The sequence below is a fragment of the bacterium genome, assembly GCA_035419245.1.
Classification (GTDB): domain Bacteria; phylum Zhuqueibacterota; class Zhuqueibacteria; order Residuimicrobiales; family Residuimicrobiaceae; genus JAKPUX01.
Map to the genome: position 1 here is coordinate 65,669 of DAOLSP010000013.1, position 23,216 is coordinate 88,884.

The 23,216-nt window shown below is 60.5% G+C and carries 19 protein-coding genes; 16 read left to right on the forward strand and 3 right to left on the reverse strand.

Annotation, left to right across the window (positions count from 1 at the left end; translation table 11 throughout):
* Nucleotides 1-29: 29 nt before the first annotated feature.
* Both PLH32_13820 and PLH32_13825 read right to left on the reverse strand, forming a co-directional pair.
* Nucleotides 30-2,885, reverse strand: coding sequence for an SNF2-related protein (locus PLH32_13820; protein ID HQJ65685.1), 2,856 nt, complete (start codon nt 2,883-2,885; stop codon nt 30-32).
* Between the two features lie 102 nt (nt 2,886-2,987).
* Nucleotides 2,988-4,466, reverse strand: a complete 1,479-nt coding sequence (locus tag PLH32_13825) for an aminotransferase class V-fold PLP-dependent enzyme (GenBank protein HQJ65686.1) — start codon at nt 4,464-4,466, stop codon at nt 2,988-2,990.
* Between the two features lie 214 nt (nt 4,467-4,680).
* Between PLH32_13825 and lexA the strand changes: the two genes are divergently transcribed.
* From lexA to PLH32_13905, 16 genes are all read left to right on the forward strand, one after another.
* Nucleotides 4,681-5,313 (forward strand): transcriptional repressor LexA, encoded by a 633-nt coding sequence (gene lexA / locus PLH32_13830; GenBank protein ID HQJ65687.1) that lies wholly within the window; start codon nt 4,681-4,683, stop codon nt 5,311-5,313.
* A gap of 14 nt (nt 5,314-5,327) precedes the next feature.
* Nucleotides 5,328-5,765, forward strand: coding sequence for a hypothetical protein (locus tag PLH32_13835; GenBank protein ID HQJ65688.1), 438 nt, complete (start codon nt 5,328-5,330; stop codon nt 5,763-5,765).
* 37 nt (nt 5,766-5,802) lie between these two features.
* Nucleotides 5,803-6,045, forward strand: coding sequence for a hypothetical protein (locus PLH32_13840; protein HQJ65689.1), 243 nt, complete (start codon nt 5,803-5,805; stop codon nt 6,043-6,045).
* Between the two features lie 136 nt (nt 6,046-6,181).
* Nucleotides 6,182-7,324, forward strand: coding sequence for an ion channel (locus tag PLH32_13845; GenBank protein ID HQJ65690.1), 1,143 nt, complete (start codon nt 6,182-6,184; stop codon nt 7,322-7,324).
* A gap of 11 nt (nt 7,325-7,335) precedes the next feature.
* On the forward strand, nt 7,336-7,845 hold the full coding sequence (locus PLH32_13850) for a cyclic nucleotide-binding domain-containing protein (GenBank protein ID HQJ65691.1): 510 nt from the start codon (nt 7,336-7,338) through the stop codon (nt 7,843-7,845).
* Nucleotides 7,846-7,865: 20 nt separating this feature from the next.
* Complete coding sequence (locus PLH32_13855) at nt 7,866-10,601, forward strand: valine--tRNA ligase (GenBank protein ID HQJ65692.1); 2,736 nt, start codon at nt 7,866-7,868, stop codon at nt 10,599-10,601.
* 53 nt (nt 10,602-10,654) lie between these two features.
* Nucleotides 10,655-12,004 (forward strand): hypothetical protein, encoded by a 1,350-nt coding sequence (locus PLH32_13860; protein HQJ65693.1) that lies wholly within the window; start codon nt 10,655-10,657, stop codon nt 12,002-12,004.
* 27 nt (nt 12,005-12,031) lie between these two features.
* Nucleotides 12,032-14,137 carry an ATP-dependent DNA helicase RecG gene (gene recG, locus PLH32_13865; GenBank protein ID HQJ65694.1) on the forward strand — a complete coding sequence of 702 codons (2,106 nt, stop codon included), beginning with the start codon at nt 12,032-12,034 and terminating at the stop codon, nt 14,135-14,137.
* Between the two features lie 50 nt (nt 14,138-14,187).
* On the forward strand, nt 14,188-14,553 hold the full coding sequence (locus tag PLH32_13870) for a DUF1844 domain-containing protein (GenBank protein ID HQJ65695.1): 366 nt from the start codon (nt 14,188-14,190) through the stop codon (nt 14,551-14,553).
* Nucleotides 14,525-15,316, forward strand: coding sequence for a class I SAM-dependent methyltransferase (locus PLH32_13875; GenBank protein HQJ65696.1), 792 nt, complete (start codon nt 14,525-14,527; stop codon nt 15,314-15,316). Before PLH32_13870 ends, PLH32_13875 begins: the two co-directional genes overlap by 29 nt.
* A 5-nt stretch (nt 15,317-15,321) precedes the next feature.
* Entirely contained in the window at nt 15,322-16,461 is a 1,140-nt protein-coding gene (locus PLH32_13880; protein HQJ65697.1) for a glycosyltransferase family 4 protein, read from the forward strand.
* Nucleotides 16,462-16,504: 43 nt separating this feature from the next.
* A complete protein-coding gene (locus PLH32_13885) occupies nt 16,505-19,153 on the forward strand; it encodes a DUF2723 domain-containing protein (GenBank protein HQJ65698.1) in 2,649 nt (882 codons plus the stop codon).
* A gap of 20 nt (nt 19,154-19,173) precedes the next feature.
* The gene (locus PLH32_13890) at nt 19,174-20,181 is read left to right on the forward strand and encodes a lysylphosphatidylglycerol synthase transmembrane domain-containing protein (protein ID HQJ65699.1); all 1,008 of its coding nucleotides are present in this window, start codon (nt 19,174-19,176) and stop codon (nt 20,179-20,181) included.
* Between the two features lie 20 nt (nt 20,182-20,201).
* Nucleotides 20,202-20,660, forward strand: a complete 459-nt coding sequence (purE, locus tag PLH32_13895) for a 5-(carboxyamino)imidazole ribonucleotide mutase (protein ID HQJ65700.1) — start codon at nt 20,202-20,204, stop codon at nt 20,658-20,660.
* Nucleotides 20,661-20,667: 7 nt separating this feature from the next.
* Nucleotides 20,668-21,561 (forward strand): NAD(P)-dependent oxidoreductase, encoded by an 894-nt coding sequence (locus tag PLH32_13900; GenBank protein HQJ65701.1) that lies wholly within the window; start codon nt 20,668-20,670, stop codon nt 21,559-21,561.
* 17 nt (nt 21,562-21,578) lie between these two features.
* Nucleotides 21,579-22,295, forward strand: coding sequence for a polyprenol monophosphomannose synthase (locus tag PLH32_13905; protein HQJ65702.1), 717 nt, complete (start codon nt 21,579-21,581; stop codon nt 22,293-22,295).
* Here the strand turns inward: PLH32_13905 and PLH32_13910 are convergent.
* Nucleotides 22,273-23,151 (reverse strand): SDR family oxidoreductase, encoded by an 879-nt coding sequence (locus PLH32_13910; protein HQJ65703.1) that lies wholly within the window; start codon nt 23,149-23,151, stop codon nt 22,273-22,275. The genes PLH32_13905 and PLH32_13910 overlap by 23 nt on opposite strands.
* Nucleotides 23,152-23,216 lie beyond the last annotated feature (65 nt).

Sequence of the window (23,216 nt, forward strand, 5' to 3'; positions counted from 1 at the left end):
AAACGCCCGGTTTTTTTTTGCCCCCGCTCCTAGATCACGCTCCAGCGGAGGGTGAAGAGTTCCTTGACCTCGCTTTTTTGCGCCACGCGTTGTTCGAGCATGGCGATCAGGGCGTCGCGCCGGGCGCCGATCTCGTCCTCGACCTGGAAGATCCTCTGCCGCAACCGGCGTTTTTTCTGTTCCAGTTCCTGCAGCTGGCGATGGATCTGATGCTGCTCGACCGCCATGGTGCTCCGCCGCGAGAGGCGGCTGAGCTGCCGGATCTCCTTTTTCACGGCATTCAGCTCGTTCTCCACCGCCCCGGCGGCCTCCTCGGACCAGGTATCGAGCCGGTCGCACTCCTCATAAAAAAGCGCATTGTTCCAGTCCAGGGAGCGCTGGGTCAGGGCTTTGATCTGTTTTTCGCTCTCCCGAGCCAGTTTTTTCAGCGTCGCCTCCGGTGGGGGTTGAACCGGACGCACCGCCCCTTGGCAGTAAAACAGATGCTCACAGAGTTCGCTGTCGAGATGCCGACCCTGATCGTCAAAGGCAGCGAAGATCAGATGATCCTCGCGATCGAGGGCATCGATCCGCAGCCAATGGAGCGTGAGCCAGCCGCTGCGGCCTTTGAGGTTTTCGATCATTGAGATGCGGCTCGGGTGGTGGCTGATGTCAAAAAAGAGGTGGGCGGTGGGCGTCGCATGGCGCTGGCCGGCAGCAATGACGTACTCACCGAGAGGGTGGGAGAGGCGGTAGAGGGCTTCATCAATCACGGGCTGGCGGCTACGCGAGACCAGGGTATAGCGCCCCGGCGGTATCTGCGGCAAGGGGGACCGCACCAGATCGAAGTGCAGCGCGGCCTCGTCGAACTGCGCCTGGTCGGCGAGCTGATACCGGGTCAGCTCCCAGAAGAAAAGGCCGATACGATTGAGCTGCTGGCGGGCGGCATCGAGGCGCATGCGCAGCCGTGCCTGAACATCCTGGTCGAAGTGTTCGAGGAGAAGACGGCGGGTCTTGTCGAGCCGGTGGGTGATGCTCTCTTCCATCTCCTGCTGCAGGGCGGCGAAGGCCGCATCGATCTCTTCGCGGCTGCGGCAGCGCTGATACAGATCGAGGATGCGTGCCTCGAAATCGACCCCCGATTCGATCTGCCCAAGGATCTCGTCGGAGGCGCCAAAGAGGCCGTTGAAGAGGGCGAACTTGTGTTCGAGGAGCTCATAGACCCGCTGGTCCGCCTGGTTCTGGGTGTTGAGAAAATTGATCACCACTACATCGTACTTCTGGCCATAACGGTGGCAGCGGCCGATGCGCTGTTCAATGCGTTGCGGATTCCATGGCAAATCGTAGTTGATCACCAGACTGCAGAATTGCAGGTTGAGCCCCTCGGCGGCCGCCTCGGTGGCGATCATGATTCGGCCGCGATCGCGGAAGTGGTCGACCAGCGCGGTGCGGATGTCAGCCGGACGCGAACCACTGCTGCGGCCGGAACCGGCGTTGCGACCGATCCACTCCTGATAGATGGCGGCCGACTCGGGGTCGGCGTTGGTGCCGTTGAAAAGGACGATCTGGCCCTCATAGCCGATCCGGCGCAGGTGCCGGTCAATGTACTCCTGGGTGCGGCGCGATTCGGTGAAGATCAACGCCTTTTCGGGGGCACCCATCCTTCTCATTTCCGCGAAACCCGTCTCGAGAGCCTGTTCAAGGCGCTCTGCCTTGGACTCGAGCACGATCGCTCCGGCCGCCTGGATGAAACCGTCGAGCAGGCGGATCTCTTGCTCCAGCTGCACCGGATCGACCTCGCCTTCTGCCTCTCCCTCGCTTTCTGCTAAATCGGAGTCCTCCAGATAATCGCTCTCGACCTCCTCCCCCGCAATCAGACCGTCGATAAAGTTCCCTTCGGGCTGCTGGCCGCGCTGTAAAAGCAGCAAGCGGTTGCGCATGGTCGTCAGGGTGAAGCGGATTGCGTAAGCGGAGGAGGCGAGCAGTTTGCGCAGGATCAGACTGAGCAGATGGCGCTGCCGCACCGGGACCGCCAGGGTATCCTCACGGGCGAGGTATTCGGAGATGGCCTCGTAAAACTGCTGCTCCGCATCGCTCGGGGTGAAGGGGAGGGTGATGGCGCGGCGCTCGGTATACTGGATGTACTCGGAAACCTGGCTGCGCAGCGTGCGCTTGCAAAAGGAAGCGAGACGCTTGCGCAGCTCGTCATGGTCCGGCCGGGGCCCTTCGAAACGGGCGCGGAACGCCCCGAGGTCGCCAAAAATGTGGGGATCGATGAGGGTGGCCAGGCCGTAGAGCTCCTGCAGCGAGTTCTGCAATGGCGTGGCGGTGAGCAATAATTTTTGCCGGCCTTCGAGGGCCCAGTTGATCTCCTGCGCCATCTTGTTGCCCTGCTGGTACACATTGCGGAGCTTGTGGGCCTCATCGATGACGACCAGGTCCCAGGGAACCGTCCGCAGGAGTGCTCCATGGCGGCTGGCGAAGTGGATGGAGGTGATGACGACCTGGGGCTGATCGAAGGGGTTGGCCCGTCCCTCACGTTGAACCTGGCGCAGAGTGCGGGCGTCGATCAGCTGGTTGGGAAGATGAAATTTTTCGGTCAATTCCAGGCTCCATTGCACCCGCAATGCGGCGGGCGCGATGATCAGCAGTCGACGGCGGCGCTCGGCCCAGTACTGGCAGAGCACCAGCCCCGCCTCGATCGTTTTACCGAGCCCCACTTCGTCGGCCAGGATCACTCCCTTGCTGAGGGGAGAGCGCAAGGCGAAGAGAGCGGCTTCGAGCTGGTGGGGATTGAGGTCGACCCGTGCATCAAAGAGGGAGTGGGAGATCTTGCCGAGGAGGTCGCCGTGATAGTGCTGCGACAAGGCATGAGCGAAAAATTTGGCATGGAATGCGGTGGACATGGACTTCCTGTGAACAAAGGGTTAACGAATCGCGGGATGGGGCGGGCCGGATGGGTCGTGCTAGAGTGGCCTCTCCCGCAGCGGGTTGACCGGAAGGCCCATTCAGCTGCGCAAAGAAAACCAGGAGGCGATATCCGGCGTACTGTCGCATCCGGCGCGGAGGCAGTGAAATTCGTTCGTCGCCGGCGCGTAGCGGTACTCTTTCCCCCACGCCGCAGCGTGCCGGATGGTCTCCCCGAGGCCTTCCAGGATGAAGTCGACCTCCGCGTTGGTCATGGTGGGATGGATGGAGAGGCGGACCCAACCCGGTTTGTCGGAAAGATCGCCACGGTCAATGTGCTCGGCGATCTGGTGCGAGCGGTTGGGATCGACGTGCAGGAGATAATGGCCGTAGGTGCCGGCGCAGGAGCAGCCGCCGCGAACCTGGATCCCGAAGTGGTCATTGAGCAGCTTGACAAAAAGGTTGTAATGGATCCGGTCGGAGTAGAAGGAAAAAATACCGAGGCGATCCTCGATATGATCGGCGAGCAGGTGCAGCTCCGGCAGTGCGCGCAGACCGGCGAAGAGGCGGCGCTTCAATTCCTCTTCGCGTGCCAGCATATCCGGCACTCCCATGTGTTCCTTGAGCTCGATGCTCAGGGCGGCGCGAATGGCCTGTAGAAAGCCGGGGGTGCCGCCATCCTCCCGGGCCTCGATGTTGTTGATGAAACGGTGCTCGCCCCAGGGATTGGTCCAGTTTACCGTGCCCCCGCCGGGTTGGTCGGGGACGCGCAGGGTGTACAGACTGGAAGCGAAGATGAGGACTCCGGCGCTGCCTGGTCCGCCGAGAAATTTGTGCGGCGAAAAATAGATGGCATCGAGCCGCTCCAGGGGATCCTGGGGGTGCATATCGATGGAGACGTAAGGCGCTGAGGCGGCGAAATCGACGAAACAAAAGCCGCCGTTTTCGTGCATGATCCGGGCCAGGGCATGATAGGGGGTGCAGATGCCGGTGACATTCGAGCAGGCGGTGAAGGTGCCGATCTTCATCGGCCGGTCGCGATAGATACGGAGCAGCCGCCGCAGGTTGTCGAGATCGACCAGACCTCGGTCGTCGGGTTCGATCACCTCGACGTCGGCGATGGTTTCGAGCCAGGAGGTCTGGTTGGAGTGATGCTCCATGTGGGTGAGAAAGACCACCGGCCGCTCCTCGTCGGGCAGATAGAGATGATCGGCCAGCTGTTCCGGCACGCGCAAGCCGAGAATCCGCTGCCATTTATTCACCGCTGCCGTCATTCCCGATCCGGTTGTGATGATTACATCGTCAGGACCGGCGTGGACGTGGCGCTTGATGATCTCGTGCGCCAGGTGGTAGGCCCGCGTCATGCTGCTGCCGGTCACACTCGCCTCCGAGTGGGTGTTGCCGACAAAGGGGCCGAAACGTTGGCTCAGGGCCTCTTCGATCGGGGCATACAGACGTCCGCTCGCGGTCCAGTCGGCATAAACGATCCGTTGCTCCCCGTAGGGCGTCGTGAAGGTCTGATTACCGCCGATGATCTGCTCGCGGATCGGCGCGAAGCGGTTTTCCAGGGTTTCGGACATGGGGCTCCTGCTCAAGTACCACTTTAGTTTCGGGGTATAGTGTAGCAAAATTCTCCGACAGGAACAATCTTTTTCTTTATCCTGCAGGGCCGAGGGGGCGTTTCCGCTGAAAAGTGAACATTTGTTTTAAACTGAAAAAAGACTTGACAAAAGAACGAAGATTTACTATATTAATGTGTACAAATGTTCGTTCAAAGTGAATAAGAGTTCACCCATGCACGATTCCTTGACACCCAAACAGCGCCAGGTCCTGGACGCCATCCGGAACTTCCAGCAGGAGAAGGGCTATCCGCCCACAGTGCGCGAGCTAGCGGAACTTTTAGGCCAGGTCTCGGCCGCGGGGATCCACAAGATCCTAATAACCTTACAGGAGAAGGGCGCGCTCAGTCGGCATGAAAGCGGCAAATCCCGCTCCTATCACATCATCGGCGAAGAGCAGCCTGAGGGCTACAGCCAACGCGCGCGCGCCTGCCCGATCATCGGTGAGGTGGTCGCCGGCATGCCCGAACTGGCCCTTGAGGAACGCGAGGGTGATCTCTATCTCGATTCCGAATGGGTCGGCAAGGAAGACATTTTCCTCCTCAAGGTCCGCGGTCACAGCATGATTGACGCAGACATCCGCGACGGCGACCTCCTGGTGGTGCAAATGACCCAGAGCTGCCGAAACGGCGATATTATCATCGCTCTTCTCGACGATGAGGCTACGGTCAAGCGCTTGTACCGGGAGAAGGACCGCGTGCGGCTGCAGCCGGAAAACCAGACGATGCAGCCGATCTATATCCCCGCCGATGATCCTGGTTTTCGCATCATCGGCAAAGTCAAAGGCCTACTGCGCCGATATCACTAAAAGGCGGAATAATTATGCAGACACTGATTCACACCCCGCATATCCAGCTGTCCGCGCGGGTGCGCCCGGCCATCCCGGATCCCGCTCTGGTCATGAGCGCGGCCAGCCGGCGCGCCGGCAAATGGTTCGCCCAGCTCGAGGAACAGCATCATATCACCGCCGCCGAGGTGATGGAGTTTCTCGCCACACACGAACCCGCGGTCCGGGAAAAACTAGAAACCCTGCGCGCCGCAGTGGATGACGATATTTACGGCCGCTATCTCGAGGGCGTGCTCGACAGCGCCGATTACCGGCTCTGGCGGCGCAACCTCCATGCATGGCTCTCCCTGCTTCACGCCGCCCTGGCCCTGGTGCGCCTGCGCTTTGGCTTCCAGATCGAGAGTGATTTCGCACTGCCGCTGGGAAGCACCTGCCAGCCCCTCCCGCCGGGCCCGGCCTCTGCGGCGGCCTGAGGGAGCGCCAGGATTGAATTAAGGCAAGGAACCGGCTATGACCAAATCCTATCGCACCAATTGGGCTGCCTACTGGGACCAGTACGACGACCTCGACGAACTCGAGTCCTTTTCCTTCAATCTCGATGACACCCTCCTCGAGATCGAACGGAACACCGGCTGCAAGCTGCTCAGCGGCGACCAGATGCAGATTATCATGGCACTCGAGGAGCGCATCCGCGAGGTGAGCAAGCGCTCCGGTTCGAGCCGCCCCGATCTCCAGTTCAGCCTCTTCGACTGATCCTCCCCGGCCTGGCAATTCCTCGCCCGTCCCGCCCCTGCCGATAAAACCGTTGACTATTTACAGGTAATTGACTATATTTTTAGTTATGGTCAAATTATTTCGATATTTACAGCTTCGCGGGAGGGTATTGCCCTTGCTGCGGCGCCTGCAGTATCGGATCCGGCATGATGAATTGATCAAGACGCTTGCAGCCGTCCTTCTCCTGGTCTTTATTGCCGCCGTCGCGGTCTCCTATCTCGAGCGCGGCAGCAATCCGCAGTTTGCGCGTGTGACCTCGGCTATGTGGTGGGCTATTGTCACCATGACCACCGTCGGCTATGGCGATATTGTTCCGCAGAGCGGCCTCGGCCGCGTTCTTGGCGCCTTCGTGATGCTTTCCGGCATGGGGGTGCTGTCGCTTTTCACCGCGGCGGTTTCCACCAGGGTCCTCACCAACCGCCTCAAAGAGGGCAAGGGCCTTAAGAAAGTGAACCTGAAAAATCATATTGCCTTGCTGGGCTGGAATCCAGCCGGTTACGAGATCATCGGCTCCATCCGTGAAGGAATGATCCGCGAAAACCGGGCGCTGGTCCTCATCAGCCAGCTCGACCCGGACCAGGCTGAGGCCATTATCGGCCGCTACCCGGATCTGCACATCAAATTCGTCAGCGGCGACTGCACCGATGAGGAGGTCCTGCACCGCGCCTCCATCGGGACGGCCTATGCCGCCCTGATCATCCCGGATGAATCCGCACCGCAACGTCCGAAATCGGACGAGCACACCATCCTGACCACCCTCTCGGTCAAGGCGATTGAGCCCCGGGTCAAGGTGATCGCGCATATCCTTGACAGCCAGAATGAGGCCCACCTTCGCCGCGCCAATGCCGACCGCATCGTGGTGAGCGATCGCTACAGCGGTTATCTGCTCGGCGCCCATGTCACTTCTCCGGGGGTCCCGGAGATGATCGACCGGCTTTTCACCGGCAGCGCGGGTGTCCGGTTCGCCCGGCGTAAAATGCCCAATTCTCTGGTTGGCAAAAGCTTCGCCGCCGCCAGCGCCCATTTCCTCTCGGAGGAGCATGCTGTCCTCATCGGCTTCTTGCGTGAGGAGGAGGGATTCAAGCTCGACGATATCCTCTCGGATGACTATTCGGCGGTGGATCGGTTCATCCGGGAAAAGTTGGCCCATGCCGGCAAGGGGTTGAGCAAGGCCGCACGGCTTGATATCAACCTTTCGCCCGGACCGGAATATCTGGTCGGTGCACAGGATATCGCCATCGTACTCGAGCGTCTGTGAAGGAGGAAAGCATGGCGATCACGCGTCAGGAATTGGCCCCTTTTCCCATTTTCGACGGCCTCACGGCGGAACAGGTCGATAAAATCCTCGCTATCGTCGGCGAACAACGGGTTGCCGCTGGAGAGTCGATCATTCGGGAGGGCGAAATCGGCGATGCGCTATATTTGCTCCTGGATGGCCGGGTCGAGGTGCGCAAGAACCTCACCCTCAATCTGGGGCATGGGGGTCTGGATGCCCGTGAGAAATCGCTGGTGGCCCTGCGCGCCGATCAGGCGCCCTATTTTGGCGAGATGGCCCTGCTCAAAGCCGACAGCCTCCGCACCGCCACCGTCCAGGCCGTTGCCGAATGCCGCGTCGGCGTCCTCCACCACGACGCCTTCACCCGGCTCTGCGAATCGGATACCGCACTCGGCTACAAGGTGCTGCTCAATATCGCCAAAACCCTGGTGGTCCATCTCGAACGGACCAACCAGGATGTGCTGAAACTCACCACCGCATTCAGTCTCGCCCTGCAAAGCTAAAGAAAGGTACTGTGGTCTCGATGAGCCCTCGCGAACTCGATAAAGTGTACGACCCCACCCTGGTTGAGGACCGTTGGTATGCCTGGTGGGAGGAGCACCATCTCTTTCATGCCGATGCCGCTTCCACCAAACCGACCTATACCATCATGATCCCGCCGCCCAACGTGACCGGCATGCTGACCATGGGGCATATCCTCAACAACACCATCCAGGATCTGCTCATCCGCTGGAAGAAGATGCAGGGGTACGAGACCTTGTGGATGCCCGGCACCGATCATGCCGGTATCGCCACCCAGAACAAGGTGGAAGCCGCCCTGCGCCAGGAGGGCGAGAGCCGCCATACCCTCGGCCGGGAGAAATTTCTCGAGCGGGTCTGGGAATGGCGCGAAAAATTCGGCGGCATCATCTTTCAGCAGTTGCGCAAGCTCGGCGCCGCCTGCGATTGGGAGCGCGAGTCCTTCACTATGGATGAGGGGCTGAGCGCGGCGGTGCGCGAGGTCTTCGTCAGCCTCTACGAAAAGGGATTGATCTACAAAGGCAACCGTCTGATCAACTGGTGCCCCAGCTGCCATACCGCATTGGCCGACGAGGAGGTCAATTCGATCGACGAGGAGGGCAAACTCTGGAATATCGCCTATCCGCTGGAGGACGGAAGCGGCGAGATCATCGTCGCCACCACCCGGCCCGAGACGATGCTGGGCGATACCGCCGTCGCCGTTAATCCCGCCGATGAGCGCTATCAGCAACGCATCGGCAATAGGGTGGTTCTGCCCCTGGTCGGCCGGGCCATCCCGATCATCGCCGACGAACATGCCGATCCCGCCTTTGGCAGCGGCGCAGTCAAGATCACCCCCGCACATGATTTCAACGACTTCGAGGTCGGCCAGCGCCACGGCCTGGAGCTGGTGGCGGTCATCGGTCCGGATGGCAAGATGAACACCCATGCGGGAGCCTACGCGGGACTCGACCGTTTCATGGCGCGCAAACAGATCCTTGAGGATTTGCAGCAGCAGGGCTTGCTGCGCGGCGAGACCCAAAAAATCATCCCGGTGCCGCACTGCTACCGTTCGGGAGATGTGATCGAACCCTATCTGTCGGAGCAGTGGTACGTCCGCATGGCGCCCCTTGCCGCCCCCGCCCTGGAGGCGGTGCGCGACGGCCGCGTCCGATTCTATCCCCGCCACTGGGAGGAGACCTATTTCCACTGGATGACCAATATCCGCGACTGGTGCATCAGCCGGCAGATCTGGTGGGGGCACCGTGTGCCGGTCTGGTACTGCGAAAAGGGCCATACCCTGGTGCGCCGGGAAACCCCGACGGTCTGTCCCGAATGCGGCAGTGCCGCACTACGGCAAGACGAGGATGTGCTCGACACCTGGTTCAGCTCTTGGCTCTGGCCTTTCAGCACGCTGGGTTGGCCGGCCCGGACAGCGGATCTCGAAAAATTCTTCCCGACCGACACCCTGGTGACGGGGCCGGATATCATCTTTTTCTGGGTGGCGCGGATGATCATGGCCTCCCTCGAGTTCATGGGCGATGTTCCCTTCCGGGAGGTCTATTTCAACGGCATGATCCGCGATCTCGACGGCCGCAAGATGTCCAAATCCCTGGGCAACTCGCCCGATCCGCTCTGGCTCATCCGCGGCGCCAGCGTTGACGAGATCGGCGCGTTCGGCAAGTCCAACGCTACCTACAAGAACGGTGTGCCCGCTTACGGCGCCGATGCCATCCGCTTGACTATGGTCTATCTGACACCGCTCGGCGGCGATGTCCGCTTCGATCATACCTTGGTCGAGATGGGGCAGAAATTCTCCAACAAACTCTGGAACGCCGCCCGCTTTGTGCTGATGAATCTGGAGGAGGGAGAAGCCCTGCTGCCCATCGAAGCGATTGCAGAGGAACGGCTCGAACTGGCCGACCGCTGGATCCTCAGCCGCTTCCACCAGGCACTGGCGGAGGTGGACAAAGCGCTGCAGGAATTCCGGTTCAACGATGCCACCCGGGCGGTTTATGATTTCATCTGGGGCGAATACTGCGACTGGTACGTCGAGCTGATCAAGAAACGCCTCTATGATGCGGCCGATCCCGAAGGGCGGCGGGTTGCCCGCTCGTTGGCCACGTATCTTCTTGAGAACAGTGTGCGCCTGTTGCATCCCTTCATGCCCTTTATCACCGAGGAGATCTGGCAGAATCTGCCCGAAATTTATCAGCAGCCCGCCGCTGTGCGCTCCATCATGCTGCAGCCCTATCCCCAAACCGATCCCGACCGCCTCGACAGCAGGGTGGAAGCGGAGATGGCCCTGCTGCAACAGGTGATTGGCGCGGTCCGCAACATTCGCGGCGAGATGAACATCCCGCCGGCCAGGGAGGCCGATCTTATCCTCAACAGCACCGATCCGGCCGCTCTGGACCTGATCGCCCGCAACGAAACCTATCTGCACAAGCTCGCTCGCGTTCGCGACATCCGCTACAATCAATCGCGGCCGGCTGCCACCGCGAGTGCCGTGGTCCAGGGGGTGGAGATTCTCGTCCCCCTGGCCGATCTGATCGATGTAGCGGTGGAGAAAAAACGGCTGGAGAAGGAGATCACGCGGCTGGAAGCCCAGGTCGTCGGTCTGACCCAGAAACTGATGAATCGCGATTTCATCGCCAGAGCGCCCCGGGAGGTGATTGAGAAGGAAGAGAAGAAGCGCAGCGATTTCACCCAAACCCTCGAGAAGCTGCGGGCAAGCCTGCAGAGCTTCGCCGGAGAATGAGCGCTGCAAGGGAGGATTTCTCCGATCCGGCTTTTTGTGCACAGGAGGTATCTATGGAACATCATCTTTGGCTGGTCTCTTTGCTCGTCCTGCTTCCCCTGCTGGCTGTCGCGGCAGAACCTAAAATTGCGGTTACCGTGTACAACGAGGATCTGGCACTGATCCGCGAAACGCGAACGCTCAAGCTGGTCAAGGGGGTGCAGGATTATGCCTTCAGTGGAGTCGCCGCGCAGATTGACGCCACCTCGGTTCATTTTCGCGCTGTTGATAGCGCCGCCGGCATAACCCTGCTCGAACAGGACTATGAATTCGATTTGGTGGGAACCGAGCGGCTGCTGCAAAAGTATATTGATGAGCAGGTCATCGTGACCGCCGAGAACGGCGCGGTGCACAGCGGAACCCTGATGAGTGCACAGGATGGCGACGTGGTCCTCCTCGATCCAGACGGCAAGGTCCAGGCGCTCAAGGCAGCAAAATTGCAGAGCATCGAATTTCCCTCGCTGCCCGAGGGGTTGCGCACACGGCCGACCCTGGTCTGGCAGCTGGAATGCGCCAAGGCGGGGGACCACGAAGCGGAGATCAGCTATCTGACCGGAGGACTGAGCTGGCACGCTGAATATGTGGCGGTTCTGAATGCCGGCGAGAGTTCCGCTCAGTTGAACGGCTGGGTTTCGATCGACAACCAGTCGGGCGCCACTTTCGCCAACGCCCGGATCAAGCTGATCGCCGGAGATGTCAACCGCGTCGGGGAGGAAAAACCGGTGCGCGCACTCTATCGGGCGGAAGCGGCGATGGCCATGGATTCCCAGTTCGAGGAAAAGGCCCTTTTCGAATACCATCTTTACACCCTGCAACGGCCGGCCACCCTAAGGGACAAGCAAATCAAACAGTTATCGCTCTTCTCCGCCGCCCAGGCCAGTGTGACCAAGCTTTATTCCTATGACGGCGCGATGGACGGGAGCAAGGTGCGGGTCTCCCTGGAGTTCAAGAACAGCCAGGCCAATGGTCTAGGCATGCCGCTGCCCAAGGGCAAGGTGCGCGTTTACAAGCAGGACGTTGATGGCGCCCAGGAGTTCATTGGTGAGGATCGCCTCAACCATACCCCCAAGGATGAGAAGGTGCGCCTCCGCCTTGGCAACGCCTTTGACATCGTCGGCGAGCGCGTGGTCAAGGATGTGCGCGAGGTTTCGCGCACTTCACGCCAGGAGACGGTGCAGATCAAGCTGCGCAACCACAAGAGCGAAGCGGTCACGATCAATGTGATTGAGCATTTTTCCGGCGACTGGAGCTTTATCGGCAAGACCCCGACGGTTGTCCTCCAGGAAGCGTCCAAGGCGGAGTTCCAGCTCCGGGTCGCGGCGGATCAGGAGAGTTCTTTCGAATACACCGTGCTCTACAAGTAACCCACCCGCAACCCGTCTGAAGGTTCCATGGTGAATATGCCCGCGAAAACCGCCCTGGAGTGGCCGGTCGACCGCGCCGCCGGAATCGGTCCCAAGCGGGTGACCGCGCTGCAAAACGCCGGCGTCTATACGATTGGTGATCTCCTGTACTACTTTCCGCGCCGGTACCTCGACCGCTCGACGGTGACACCGATCAACCGGCTCAAACCGGACCAGGAGGTCACCGTCGTGGCCAAGGTGATGCAGTTCACTGTGCAGAAGGGGCGGCGCAGCCGCTTCGTGCTGCTCGTGGGCGACGGCACCGGATTTCTGCATTGCATCTGGTTCTCGCGGCTCACCTGGTGGTACAAGATGTTCAAGCCGGGCGAGTGGCTTGCCCTGAGCGGCAAGGTGGGCTTTTTCAAAGGTCTGCAGATGACCCATCCCGAGTTTGACCGGCTCGGGATGAGCGGCGAAGGTGAGCTGGTGCATACCGGCAAGATCATCCCGCTCTACCCCTCCAATGAGTCTCTGGGGGAGGCGGGATTCGACAGTCGCGGCTTCCGCCGCATCATCCATGGGGTCCTGAAAGCGTACGGGGAGCAGATCCGGGAGAGCATTCCCGAGACCCTGGTCGGGCGGCTGGGAATGATGTCGCTGCGCCAGGCGCTTGCGGCGATTCATTTTCCGGCCGATTACGCCAGCCTGCAGGCGGCGCAAATGCGGCTCAAATTCGATGAGCTCTTTTTCATGGAATTGCTGGTGGCCCTGCGCCGCCATCATCAGCAGGAGAGCACCGGCGGCATCCGCTTTGAGGCCGTGGGTGAACTCACACGTCGTCTGGTGGCGTCGCTCCCCTTCGAGCTGACCGGTGCGCAAAAACGGGTGCTGCGCCAGATCCGCGCGGATATGAAGAGCGCGAGGCCGATGAACCGGCTGCTGCAAGGGGATGTGGGATCGGGCAAGACGGTGGTCGCCCTGATCGCCATGCTGATCGCGGTGGAGAACGGCTACCAGGCGGCGTTGATGGCGCCGACCGAGATCCTAGCCGAGCAACATTACCTCACCCTTCATGCCCTGCTCGAGAGCCTGGGCGTCGAGGTGGTGTTGCTGGTCGGCGGGCAGGGCCGCAGCGAGCGCGAGCAGATCCTCGAGCGGATTGCCACCGGCCAGGCGCGGATCATCGTCGGCACCCACGCCCTGATCCAGGAGGGGGTTGATTTTCAACAGCTCGGTCTGGCGGTGATCGACGAGCAGCACCGTTTCGGCGTGATGCAACGGGCCACCCTACGCGACAAGGGGCTTAATCCCGATGTGCTGGTGATGACCGCCACACCGATCCCGCGCACCCTGACAATGACAGTCTATGGCGACCTCGATGTCTCGGTCATTGACGAACTGCCGGCCAACCGCAAGCCGGTCCGGACCTTCTGGCGGGAGGAGCAGAGGCGCAGCAAGGTCTACCATTTTTTACGGAACAAGGTCGCCGATGGGGCACAGGCCTATATCGTATTCCCCCTTGTCGAGGAATCGGAAAAGTCGGATCTCAAGGCTGCGGTTGCGAGTTACAAGGTGATGTGCGAAACCTTTTTCAAGGAGTTTCGCCTCGGTCTGCTGCATGGCCGCATGAAACCGGCCGAGAAGGAGCAGACCATGACGGCCTTCAAACGCCATGAGATCCAGATCCTGGTCAGCACAACGGTCATCGAGGTCGGTGTCGACGTGCCCAACGCCTCGATCATGGTCATCGAGCATGCCGAGCGCTTCGGATTGACGCAGTTGCACCAGCTGCGCGGCCGTGTCGGCCGAGGATCCCGGCAGTCATATTGCATCCTCATCAGCTACGGCGCGGTGACCGAAGAAGCGCGCACCCGGCTGAATACCCTGGTCTCCACCACGGACGGTTTCAGGATCGCTGAGGTGGATCTCCAACTGCGTGGGCCGGGCGAGTTTTTCGGCACGCGGCAGCACGGGCTGCCGGAGTTGCGGCTGGCCGATCCGAGCCGGGATGTACAGCTGCTGCATCGCGCGCGGGACGAAGCCTTCCGCCTGGTGGCGGAGGATCCGCAGTTGCTCAGCGAGGAGTGTCTTGGCACCCGGCACTACTTTTTGAGAAATTATCAGGAACGTTTCGGGCTGGCCTGGGTGGGATGAACCCCTGCGCAGGCCCTTCCAGGATTAACCCGTCACAGTGAGGCGCAGATATGGACGAACAGAATAAACACCATGCCGCACTTTTCTTCAATCTGGTTATGATGTTCCAATCGGCGGCAATGCAGCAAATGGGCAAGCTCAAAAATCCCATGACCGACGCGATCGAGCGCAACATGGAGCAGGCGCGGCTCTCCATCGATATGTTGGATATGCTCCAGGCAAAGACCGCCGGCAACCTCGGCGAGGACGAGGCCAAATTCGTCGCCCATGTCATCAGTGAGCTCAAACTCAATTACATCGATGAGGTGAACAAGGACAAGGCCAAAGCCGGATCCGAGGCCGCCGGCAGCGAAACGGGTGGTGCTGCCGATAAGGCCGGGAGTCAGAGTGCAGAAGACCGCACAGCATCGGCGTGAAGTCTGGGACCAGTTCTGGAGCGACCGAGAGGAGATCGGCGAGGTCTACTCCAACTCCGGCCGTGTGATCGATCAGTTGCTGCGCCTTGGTGATCCCGCCGGCCGCTGGGTGCTCGAGGTTGGCGCGGGTTCGGGGCGTGACAGTTTTTCTCTGGCCGGTCGGGGTGCCCGGGTTATCATGCTCGATTATTCGGCCCCGGCCCTGCGGGTTATGCAAAATCTGGCGCAGAACACCGCCGCCCCGGTCCATCTCGTGCGCGGTGACGCCTTTCATCTGCCCTTCCGCAGCGGCGCACTCGATCTGGTCTTCCATCAGGGGCTGCTGGAGCATTTTACTTGCCCGCAAGGGATTCTCGCAGAAAATCTGCGCGTCCTGCGTCCCGGCGGCGCGGCGCTGGCGGATGTGCCGCAGCGCTATCATTTGTATACCCTGGTGAAGCACCTGCTCATCCGCTGCAACCGCTGGTTTGCAGGGTGGGAGACCGAGTTCAGCCGCACCCAGCTCGGCCGGCTTTTCGCGGATACCGGTTTCGAGCGGATCGAATTTTATGGCGACTGGATGCGGCCCAGCTTTCTCTATCGCGCCTCACGCGAGGCGTTGAAAAAGGTGCACCTGCGCCTGCCGCTTTATCCGCCGTCGCTGCCCCTGGCGGGGCGGGTCCGCGCCGTCTTGCGCCGCGCCCTCAAACGCCGCGCCTGGCATCTGTTGACAGTGATGGATATCGGCGCAATCGGCCGCAAGCCGGCTGGAACGGCGCGGTGAGCGGCATGAGGATCCTGGTGATCAATTGGCAGGACATCCGCAATCCCTTCTCGGGGGGTGCGGAAGTGCATTGTCACGAAATTTTCAGCCGCGTCGCTGCCATGGGCCACCAGGTGACCTTGCTTTGCTCCACCTTTCCGGGAGCGCCCCGCGAGGAGATCCTGGACGGCATCCGGATCATCCGCAGCGGTTCGCGTCTGCTCTTCAATTATGCGGTTCCAGCCGCCTATCGGCGTCTGCGCCGGGAGCAGGTTTACGATATCGTGATCGATGATTTGAACAAGATACCCTTTTACTCCCCCTGCTTTGTCCGGGAGCCCTTGCTCACCATCGTTCACCATCTTTTTGGCAAGAGCATTTTCATTGAGACCTCATTTTTCCCAGCTGCCTACGTCTGGCTGGCCGAACGGTTGGCGGTGCGGCTCTATCGCCACACCTCCTTTGCCGTGGTCTCCGAGAGCACCCGGCAGGAATTGCTGCGGCTGGGGATCCGGGCGTCCATCGATCTGCTTCCCAATGCCGTCGATCCGGTGCGTTACCACGCCGGTGGCAGCAAGAGCGCCACGCCCCTGATCTGCCATCTCGGGCGGCTGAAACGGTACAAGAGTGTTGAACATCTGCTGCAGGCCCTGCCCCGGGTGCGTCAGGCCGTGCCACAGGCGAAGCTGGTAGTCGTCGGCGACGGCGATCATCGCGCGGCGCTGGAGGCGCTGACGGCAGAGCTCGGCTTGGGGGAGGCGGTCCAGTTCACCGGCAAGGTCAGCCATGAGGAGAAGGTGCAGTGGCTGCAGCGCAGCTGGGTGGCCGTCAATCCCTCCCCCAAGGAGGGATGGGGCTTGACCGTAATCGAAGCCAACGCCTGCGGGGTGCCGGTGGTAGCCGCTGATTCGCCGGGGCTGCGCGATTCTGTGCGCGCAGGGGAGACTGGACTGCTCTATCCCTATGGGGAGGTGGAGCAGCTGGCCGCGGATCTGATCCGGCTGCTGCAGGAGGCCCCCTTGCGCGAAAAGATGGGCGCCGCTGCCCGCGTCTGGGCGGGCAGCTTCACCTGGGATCATTCCGCCAGGCAGGCGGTTGAGATCATGGAGCGTCTCTACCGGTCACGGGGCGGGCCGGCTGGGGGATGCTCTGAGCATATCCTCTGATTCGAGTTTTCAGTTGCAGGAGCTAACCAAATGGAGTCGCGTCATGCCTAAATTCAAGCTCTATCACCGCATCGCCGCTGCCGCCGCTTTCCTGATCTCCCTTGCGGTCTATCTGCGGACCATCGCCCCAACGGTCTCATTCTGGGATTGCGGCGAGTTCATCGCCTGCTCCTACCTGCTGGCGGTGCCGCATCCCCCCGGCGCGCCGTTTTATCTCCTCCTCGGCCGTTTGGCGAGCATGCTACCCTGGACGGCGGATATCGGCCTGCGCGTCAATCTGATGTCCTCTCTGGCCACCGCCGCAACTATCCTGCTGACCTATCTGATTATCGTCCGTCTGATCAAACAGTGGCGGGGCGAGCCCAAGGATGGAGCTGATGGCTTCATTCTCATCGCTTCCGGTCTCCTCGGCGCCCTGGCCTTTGCCTTCACCGACGCCATCTGGTTCAACGGCGTGGAAGCGGAGGTTTATGCTTTCTCGCTCGCGCTGACCGCCGCGGTCGTCTATGTCGCTCTGGTGTGGCTTGAAAAAGCCGACGAAGCCGGTGCCGAACGGTATTTGCTCCTCATCGCCTACCTGATCGGCCTCTCCTTGGGCGTCCATCTGCTCGCGGTTCTGGCGGTGCCCGCCATTGCCCTGATCGTCTACTTCCATTGGCTGCGCAAAAATGGCAAAAAGTCGCAGCTCTCCAAGCTTCTGATCTTTCTCGGTATCACCGCCGTCATCTTTTTCGGCATCTATCCAGGAATCGTTAAATACATCCCGGATCTTGCCGGCAACCTCGGCTTGTGGGCGGTGCTGCTCCTTTACATCCTCATTCTTGGAGCCGCGTGGTATGCCATAGCCAACCGCCAGCGGTTGGCCAGCCTGGTGCTCACGGGCATGTTCCTCGTTCTCCTCGGCTACTCCACCTATACCATGATTATGATTCGCTCGGGTCTCGATCCGGTCATTGACGAGAATGATCCCGAAACCGCCGCCGGCATGGTGCGCTATCTCAATCGCGAGCAGTATGGCGACTGGGGCACCTTTCCCCGCCGTTTCCCCGGATTGCCGATGGAGTGGCAGTTCAATCAGGAGCATCCCGGCGAAAACTACAAGACCTGGCAGTGGTCGAAGCAAATGGGATTCCTCTGGGATTACCAGATCAAAAAGATGTATCTGCGTTATTTTGCCTGGCAGTTCATCGGCAAGGGGAATACCCGCGGTCAGGACGGTTTCATTGCCGAGAACTTTACAACGCGCGGACTCTACATGCTGCCCTTCCTTGTCGGGCTCATCGGCATGTTCTACCACTTTCGCAAGGATTGGCATCACGCCACCTCCATCATGCTGCTCTTCCTCGCCACCGGCGTAGCCATTGTCCTCTATCTCAACCAGGAGAACCCGCAGCCGCGCGAACGGGATTACGTTTTCGTTGGCTCCTTTTTCGCCTTCGCCCTGTGGATCGGCATCGGGGCTTCGGCGATTTTTGAGTGGATCAAGGGACGCTACTATCTGATCACCCAACCGGGCAGCGAAAAGCGAAAAAGCACCCTCTACATGGCGCTCAGCGCCGCGGCTGCCGTGCTGCTGGTGCTGGCCCTGCCGGTCAATCTGCTCAGCTTCAATTTTCATGACCATGACCGCAGTGGCAATTACGTCGCCTATGATTACTCCTATAATATTCTGCAATCCTGCGAGAAAAACAGCATTCTCTTCACCAACGGCGATAACGATACCTTCCCACTCTGGTTCCTGCAGTTTGTCTATAACATTCGTCCCGATGTGCGGGTGGTCAACCTGAGCCTTCTCAACACCGATTGGTACATCAAACAGCTCAAGAACCAGGAGCCGAAGGTGCCCATCAGCCTGACCGACAGCCAGATCGAACAGCTGCAGCTGATTCCCTGGGAGGCGCAGAAGCTGAAAATCCCCGTGCCTGAATACGCCCGCAACGAAGTTCTGGGTGAGGTTAATATTGCCTCTCAGGCCGCTGCGGAACCGCTCAAGGAACTTGAGGTTAACGTCCAGCCCACGGTTTTCGGCCGAGCGCTGCGGGTGCAGGATTTCATGATCCTGAACATCATTTATGCCAATCAGTGGAAGAAGCCGATCACCTTTGCGGTCACGGTTTCTGATGACAACAAAGTCAATCTCGATCCCTACCTGCGCATGGATGGGCTGGTCTTCAAGCTGGTGCCCATGAATGGCGAGGTGTTGGCGCGCGAACGCTTGCACAAGAATCTTTTTGAGGTCTTCAAGTATCGCGGACTCGATGACAAGAGCGTCACCTACGATGACAACGTCATCGGGCTGCTGCAGAATTACCGGGCCGGCTTTTTGCGACTCGCCCAGGAATACCTTACCCAGCAGAACAATCCCAAGGTGATCGAGTGCCTTGACCGGATGGAAAAGGTCATCCCCGAAACCGTAATCCCGGTGCCTGATTACCGGCTCTCGATGCGAATAGGCCAACTGTACGACCTGGCGGGCAAGACCGATGAGCTGATCCGTCGAGCGGAAGTGGTCATCAAGGAACAGCCCGACAACGCCATGGTCTATGGCTATCTGGTGGCCAGTCTGAGCCGTGCCGGTAACCACCAGCGGGCGGCGGAGCTGCTTGCGGACTGGGTGAAGCGTCATCCCGACGACAAGGAAGCCGAATCGCGCCTCGAGCAGGAGCGGGCTCAGATCGCGGGCGGACGGTAGCGGTAGCGCACGTGCCGGTTGTGAAAAAGAAACCCCGGGAGCAAGGCTGGCGCCCCCTGGCAGCCAGCCTGCTCAAGGTGGGCGTCAGCGTCATCCTGGTCTTCCTGCTGTTGCGGGGCATCGGCTGGGCTCCGATCCGGGCCCAGTTCGGGGAGGCGCGCTGGGGCAGCCTCGCGTTGGCCCTCGGGTTTTTCGTTGTGAGCAACGTGCTTGGCGCGCTGCAGTGGCATCTGCTGCTAGTGAGCCGGCAGATCCGGTTGCCCTTCATGCGCATCCTGGCGTACTACCATGTGGGATTGTTTTTCAATAATTTCCTCATCGGTAATGTCGGTGGGGATGCCTTCCGGGTCTTCGATATCCGGCGGATCTCGGGCGATACGCGGGAGGCCTTGTCGACGGTCTTTTTTGACCGTTTCATCGGCTTTTTTGCGATGTCGACGCTGGCGCTGGTCGCGATTTTTCTCGCCGCCCGCGAGATGGTCCACGCCTCGGCGCTGGAGTCGGTGCTTTTCATCTTTGGCGCCTGGCTGCTGGCTCTCGCCTTTCTTTTTTATGAGCCCTTCGCCAAAAAGTTTTCCGGGATCTTCCGGCTGCTGCTGCCAGCCTCCCTGCACGTCCGGGTCAAATCCTTCTACTACAGCCTGCATGGCTTCCGCCGCCAGAAACTGCTGCTCCTGAACCTTCTGGGCCTCTCCCTGTTGGTGCAGACCCTGCGGATCCTGACCCACTTTTACGCCGCCCGCAGCCTCGGCGTCGATGTCCGGGTCAATTTTTTCTTTCTATTCATCCCGGTGGTGGCACTGGTCGCAAGCCTGCCGATCTCGCTGGGCGGACTGGGCGTACGCGAGCAAAGCGCAGTTGCCCTCTTCAGCCCTCTCGGGATCCCCGCGGCTAAGATCGTCGCATTTGAGTTTATTGCTTACGTGGTGGGCATTCTGGCGAGCATTCCCGGCGGCATTATCTTCGCCTTGCGGCGCGAGGACCAGGGGAGGGTTCAATCCGGGCCGGCACAGCCGGTGGAGTCCTAGAATCTTGCAGTGAGGAGAACATGTACAAGGTAGCGATCATGATGGGTTCGGAATCCGATCAGGAGGTTATGGCCGCAGCCCATGCCTTCCTGGACCATTTCGGCATCGCCTGGGAGACCAGAATACTCTCTGCGCACCGGACGCCGGATGCGACCGCCGAGTTCGCCAAATCCGCTGAAGCCAATGGCTATTGTGCGATCATTGCCGGCGCCGGGATGGCGGCCCACCTTGCGGGGGTCGTCGCCAGCCATACCCTGCTGCCGGTCATCGGCGTTCCCCTCTCGGGATCGGCCCTGACCGGTGTCGATGCGCTCTACTCCATGGTGCAGATGCCCAAGGGGGTGCCCGTCGCGACGATGGCGATCGGCAAAGCCGGCGCCGCCAATGCGGCGATCTTTGTAGCCGAACTGCTCGCCGGCCGCGATCCGCAGATTCGCGAAAAGCTGGTGCAATTCCGCAAGAATGGCTGCGTTCTGTGAGGCCCGTATGCGGATTTTGATCACGGGCTGCAACGGCCTGCTCGGACAGCGGCTGATTCATCTGGCGCCAACCCAGGCCGAGATCATGGGCATCGATCTGGGCGAAGAGCCGGTTGCCCTGCCGCCGGAGCGGTACCAGCGGCTGGATCTCGGAGCGCGCAAGGAGGTGGAGGCCTGCGTCCGCACCTTCGTCCCCGATTGGATTCTCAATGCGGCCGCCTACACCAACGTCAACCGCGCTGAGGTGGAGCGGGAACTCTGCTGGCGCGCCAATGTCACGGGTGTGGAAAACCTGGCCATCGCTTGCCGTAAATACCATTGCCGTCTGGCACATGTCTCCACCGATTACATCTTTGACGGCCAGCACGGCCCTTACCGCGAAGAGGACTTGCCGCATCCGATCGGCTATTACGGCAAGTCCAAGCTGGCGGCTGAAAACATCCTGCATGGCTCGGAAATCCCCTTTGCCGTGGCCCGGACCATGGTCCTCTACGGCCATGCGCGCCGGGTCAAGCCCGATTTTGTCTCCTGGATGATCGATTCCCTGCGACAGGGCCGCCCGGTGCGGATCGTCACCGACCAATTCGGCAATACCACTTTCGCCGACGAATTGGCAGAAGGTATATGGCGTATGGTCGAATGCGAGGCGCAGGGATTCTATCACATCGCCGGGACGGAGATCATCGACCGGTTCACCTTCGCCCTCAAGATCGCGGCCGTCTTCGATCTTGACGACCGCCTGATCGCACCGATCACCACAGCCGAATTGAACCAGGAGGCACCGCGACCGATGCGGTCGGGATTGATTGTCGAGAAGGCGCTGCGCGAGTTGGGATTGGAGCTGAGCGATGCGAAGGGGGGGCTGGTAAAACTGAAACAGCTGCTGAGCGCGGTTGATTGAATCCGAAGGAGCCGATCTTGAAGAGCCTCGTGATCATTCCCACCTATAATGAAAAGCAGAATATCGAGGCGATCATCCAGGCCATCCTGGCCCAGGAGATCCCCGGAATCGAGATCCTGATCGTCGATGATGGCTCACCCGATGGCACAGGGGCGCTGGTGGCGGCGATGATGGAACGTGAGCCGAGACTCCATCTGTTAAGCAGGGAACGGAAGATGGGCCTTGGCACGGCCTATGTGGCTGGCTTCCGGTTCGCGCTGGCGCACGACTTTGACCGGGTGATCGAAATGGATGCCGATTTTTCACACGACCCGCGGGACCTGAAACGCCTCCTCGAGGCCAGTGACGAAGCCGATATCGTCATCGGTTCCCGGTATATCACCGGAGTCAATGTCGTCAACTGGCCGCTGCGGCGACTGCTGCTGAGTATGTTCGCCAGCTATTATACGCGGATCATCACCGGCCTGCCTCTGCGCGACTGCACCGCCGGATTTAAATGTTTCCGGCGCGAGGTTCTCGAGCACATCGATCTGGACCGCGTCCGCTCCGACGGCTATTCTTTCCAGATCGAGATGAATTTCCGTGCCTGGGTTCATGGCTTCCGCATCCAGGAAATCCCCATCGTCTTCGTCGACCGCGCTGCGGGCGCTTCCAAGATGTCCAAAAAGATCATCTACGAGGCGGTCGGCATGGTATGGAAGCTGAAATGGCTCAAGATCTGCCATCGCCTCTGACCATACGCTCCAGTCCCGTCTGCGTATCGAGCAGAAGCGTATGTAGCAGGGCGGCGGCCTTGCTGCTATCCAGGGAGACATCTACCGGACGCGGGGCGTCGCTGACCGCCCCTTGCATCGAGGTGGGCTGCAACAGCGAGCTGTCGTATCGGGTCACACGACAGAGCTGCTGTGCAAAGCGGTAGCGGTCGATGCGGTTTGCGCCACCGAGATGCAGCAGACCGGTGATCTCCGATTCCGCCAATTCGAGCAAGGCGTCCGCGAGGTTCTCAACCCAGATGGGGGAGCGGAACTGATCGGTATAAAGGGGTACCGGCTCTCCGATGCGGAGTCGCCGCTCGATCCATTCGGAGAACGAGGTGCCGAGGAGGCGGGGACGCCCGTAGATCAGCGCGGCGCGGGCGACCAGGTGATTTCCGCCGGCCTGAAGCACCAGCGCCTCGGCGGCGGCCTTGGTTTCCCCGTAAACCGAAAGGGGATGAACCGCTGCAGCTTCCGTATAGAGGCCTTGGCGGCCGTCGAAAACCATATCACTCGAGACCAGGATCAGACGCGCGCCCACCTCAGCGGCTGCATCGAGGAGATGGGCGACGGCCGTGGTATTGATCGCCCGGGCCGCTGCGGGATCGCGCTCGCAGACATCCAGGTTGGCCTTGGCTGCGGCGTGCAGGATGACCCGCGGCCGCAATGACCGGACCAGGGATAGGCAGGCATCGACATCACCAAGATCGAGAGCAAGGGTGCCGGGGAGGGGATGACGGTGGCTGGTAGCGGTGACCCGCCAGCGGGTTTGGGCCTTTGCATAGAGATGACCGCCGAGAAAACCGCTCGCGCCGGTCAGCAGCAGGTCGGGCATAGCGCCTCCTTTTCAGTTCCGGCTCAAGTTAATGAAAATACGCGCAAGAAGCAAAGCGCATTTTG

What these genes read in the sequence shown, in the direction of transcription:
- PLH32_13820 (HQJ65685.1), bottom strand. Translation starts at nt 2,885, where the DNA reads ATGTCCACCGCATTCCATGCCAAATTTTTCGCTCATGCCTTGTCGCAG.
- PLH32_13825 (HQJ65686.1), bottom strand. Translation starts at nt 4,466, where the DNA reads ATGTCCGAAACCCTGGAAAACCGCTTCGCGCCGATCCGCGAGCAGATC.
- lexA (HQJ65687.1), top strand. Translation starts at nt 4,681, where the DNA reads ATGCACGATTCCTTGACACCCAAACAGCGCCAGGTCCTGGACGCCATC.
- PLH32_13835 (HQJ65688.1), top strand. Translation starts at nt 5,328, where the DNA reads ATGCAGACACTGATTCACACCCCGCATATCCAGCTGTCCGCGCGGGTG.
- PLH32_13840 (HQJ65689.1), top strand. Translation starts at nt 5,803, where the DNA reads ATGACCAAATCCTATCGCACCAATTGGGCTGCCTACTGGGACCAGTAC.
- PLH32_13850 (HQJ65691.1), top strand. Translation starts at nt 7,336, where the DNA reads ATGGCGATCACGCGTCAGGAATTGGCCCCTTTTCCCATTTTCGACGGC.
- PLH32_13855 (HQJ65692.1), top strand. Translation starts at nt 7,866, where the DNA reads ATGAGCCCTCGCGAACTCGATAAAGTGTACGACCCCACCCTGGTTGAG.
- PLH32_13860 (HQJ65693.1), top strand. Translation starts at nt 10,655, where the DNA reads ATGGAACATCATCTTTGGCTGGTCTCTTTGCTCGTCCTGCTTCCCCTG.
- recG (HQJ65694.1), top strand. Translation starts at nt 12,032, where the DNA reads ATGGTGAATATGCCCGCGAAAACCGCCCTGGAGTGGCCGGTCGACCGC.
- PLH32_13870 (HQJ65695.1), top strand. Translation starts at nt 14,188, where the DNA reads ATGGACGAACAGAATAAACACCATGCCGCACTTTTCTTCAATCTGGTT.
- PLH32_13880 (HQJ65697.1), top strand. Translation starts at nt 15,322, where the DNA reads ATGAGGATCCTGGTGATCAATTGGCAGGACATCCGCAATCCCTTCTCG.
- PLH32_13885 (HQJ65698.1), top strand. Translation starts at nt 16,505, where the DNA reads ATGCCTAAATTCAAGCTCTATCACCGCATCGCCGCTGCCGCCGCTTTC.
- purE (HQJ65700.1), top strand. Translation starts at nt 20,202, where the DNA reads ATGTACAAGGTAGCGATCATGATGGGTTCGGAATCCGATCAGGAGGTT.
- PLH32_13900 (HQJ65701.1), top strand. Translation starts at nt 20,668, where the DNA reads ATGCGGATTTTGATCACGGGCTGCAACGGCCTGCTCGGACAGCGGCTG.
- PLH32_13910 (HQJ65703.1), bottom strand. Translation starts at nt 23,151, where the DNA reads ATGCCCGACCTGCTGCTGACCGGCGCGAGCGGTTTTCTCGGCGGTCAT.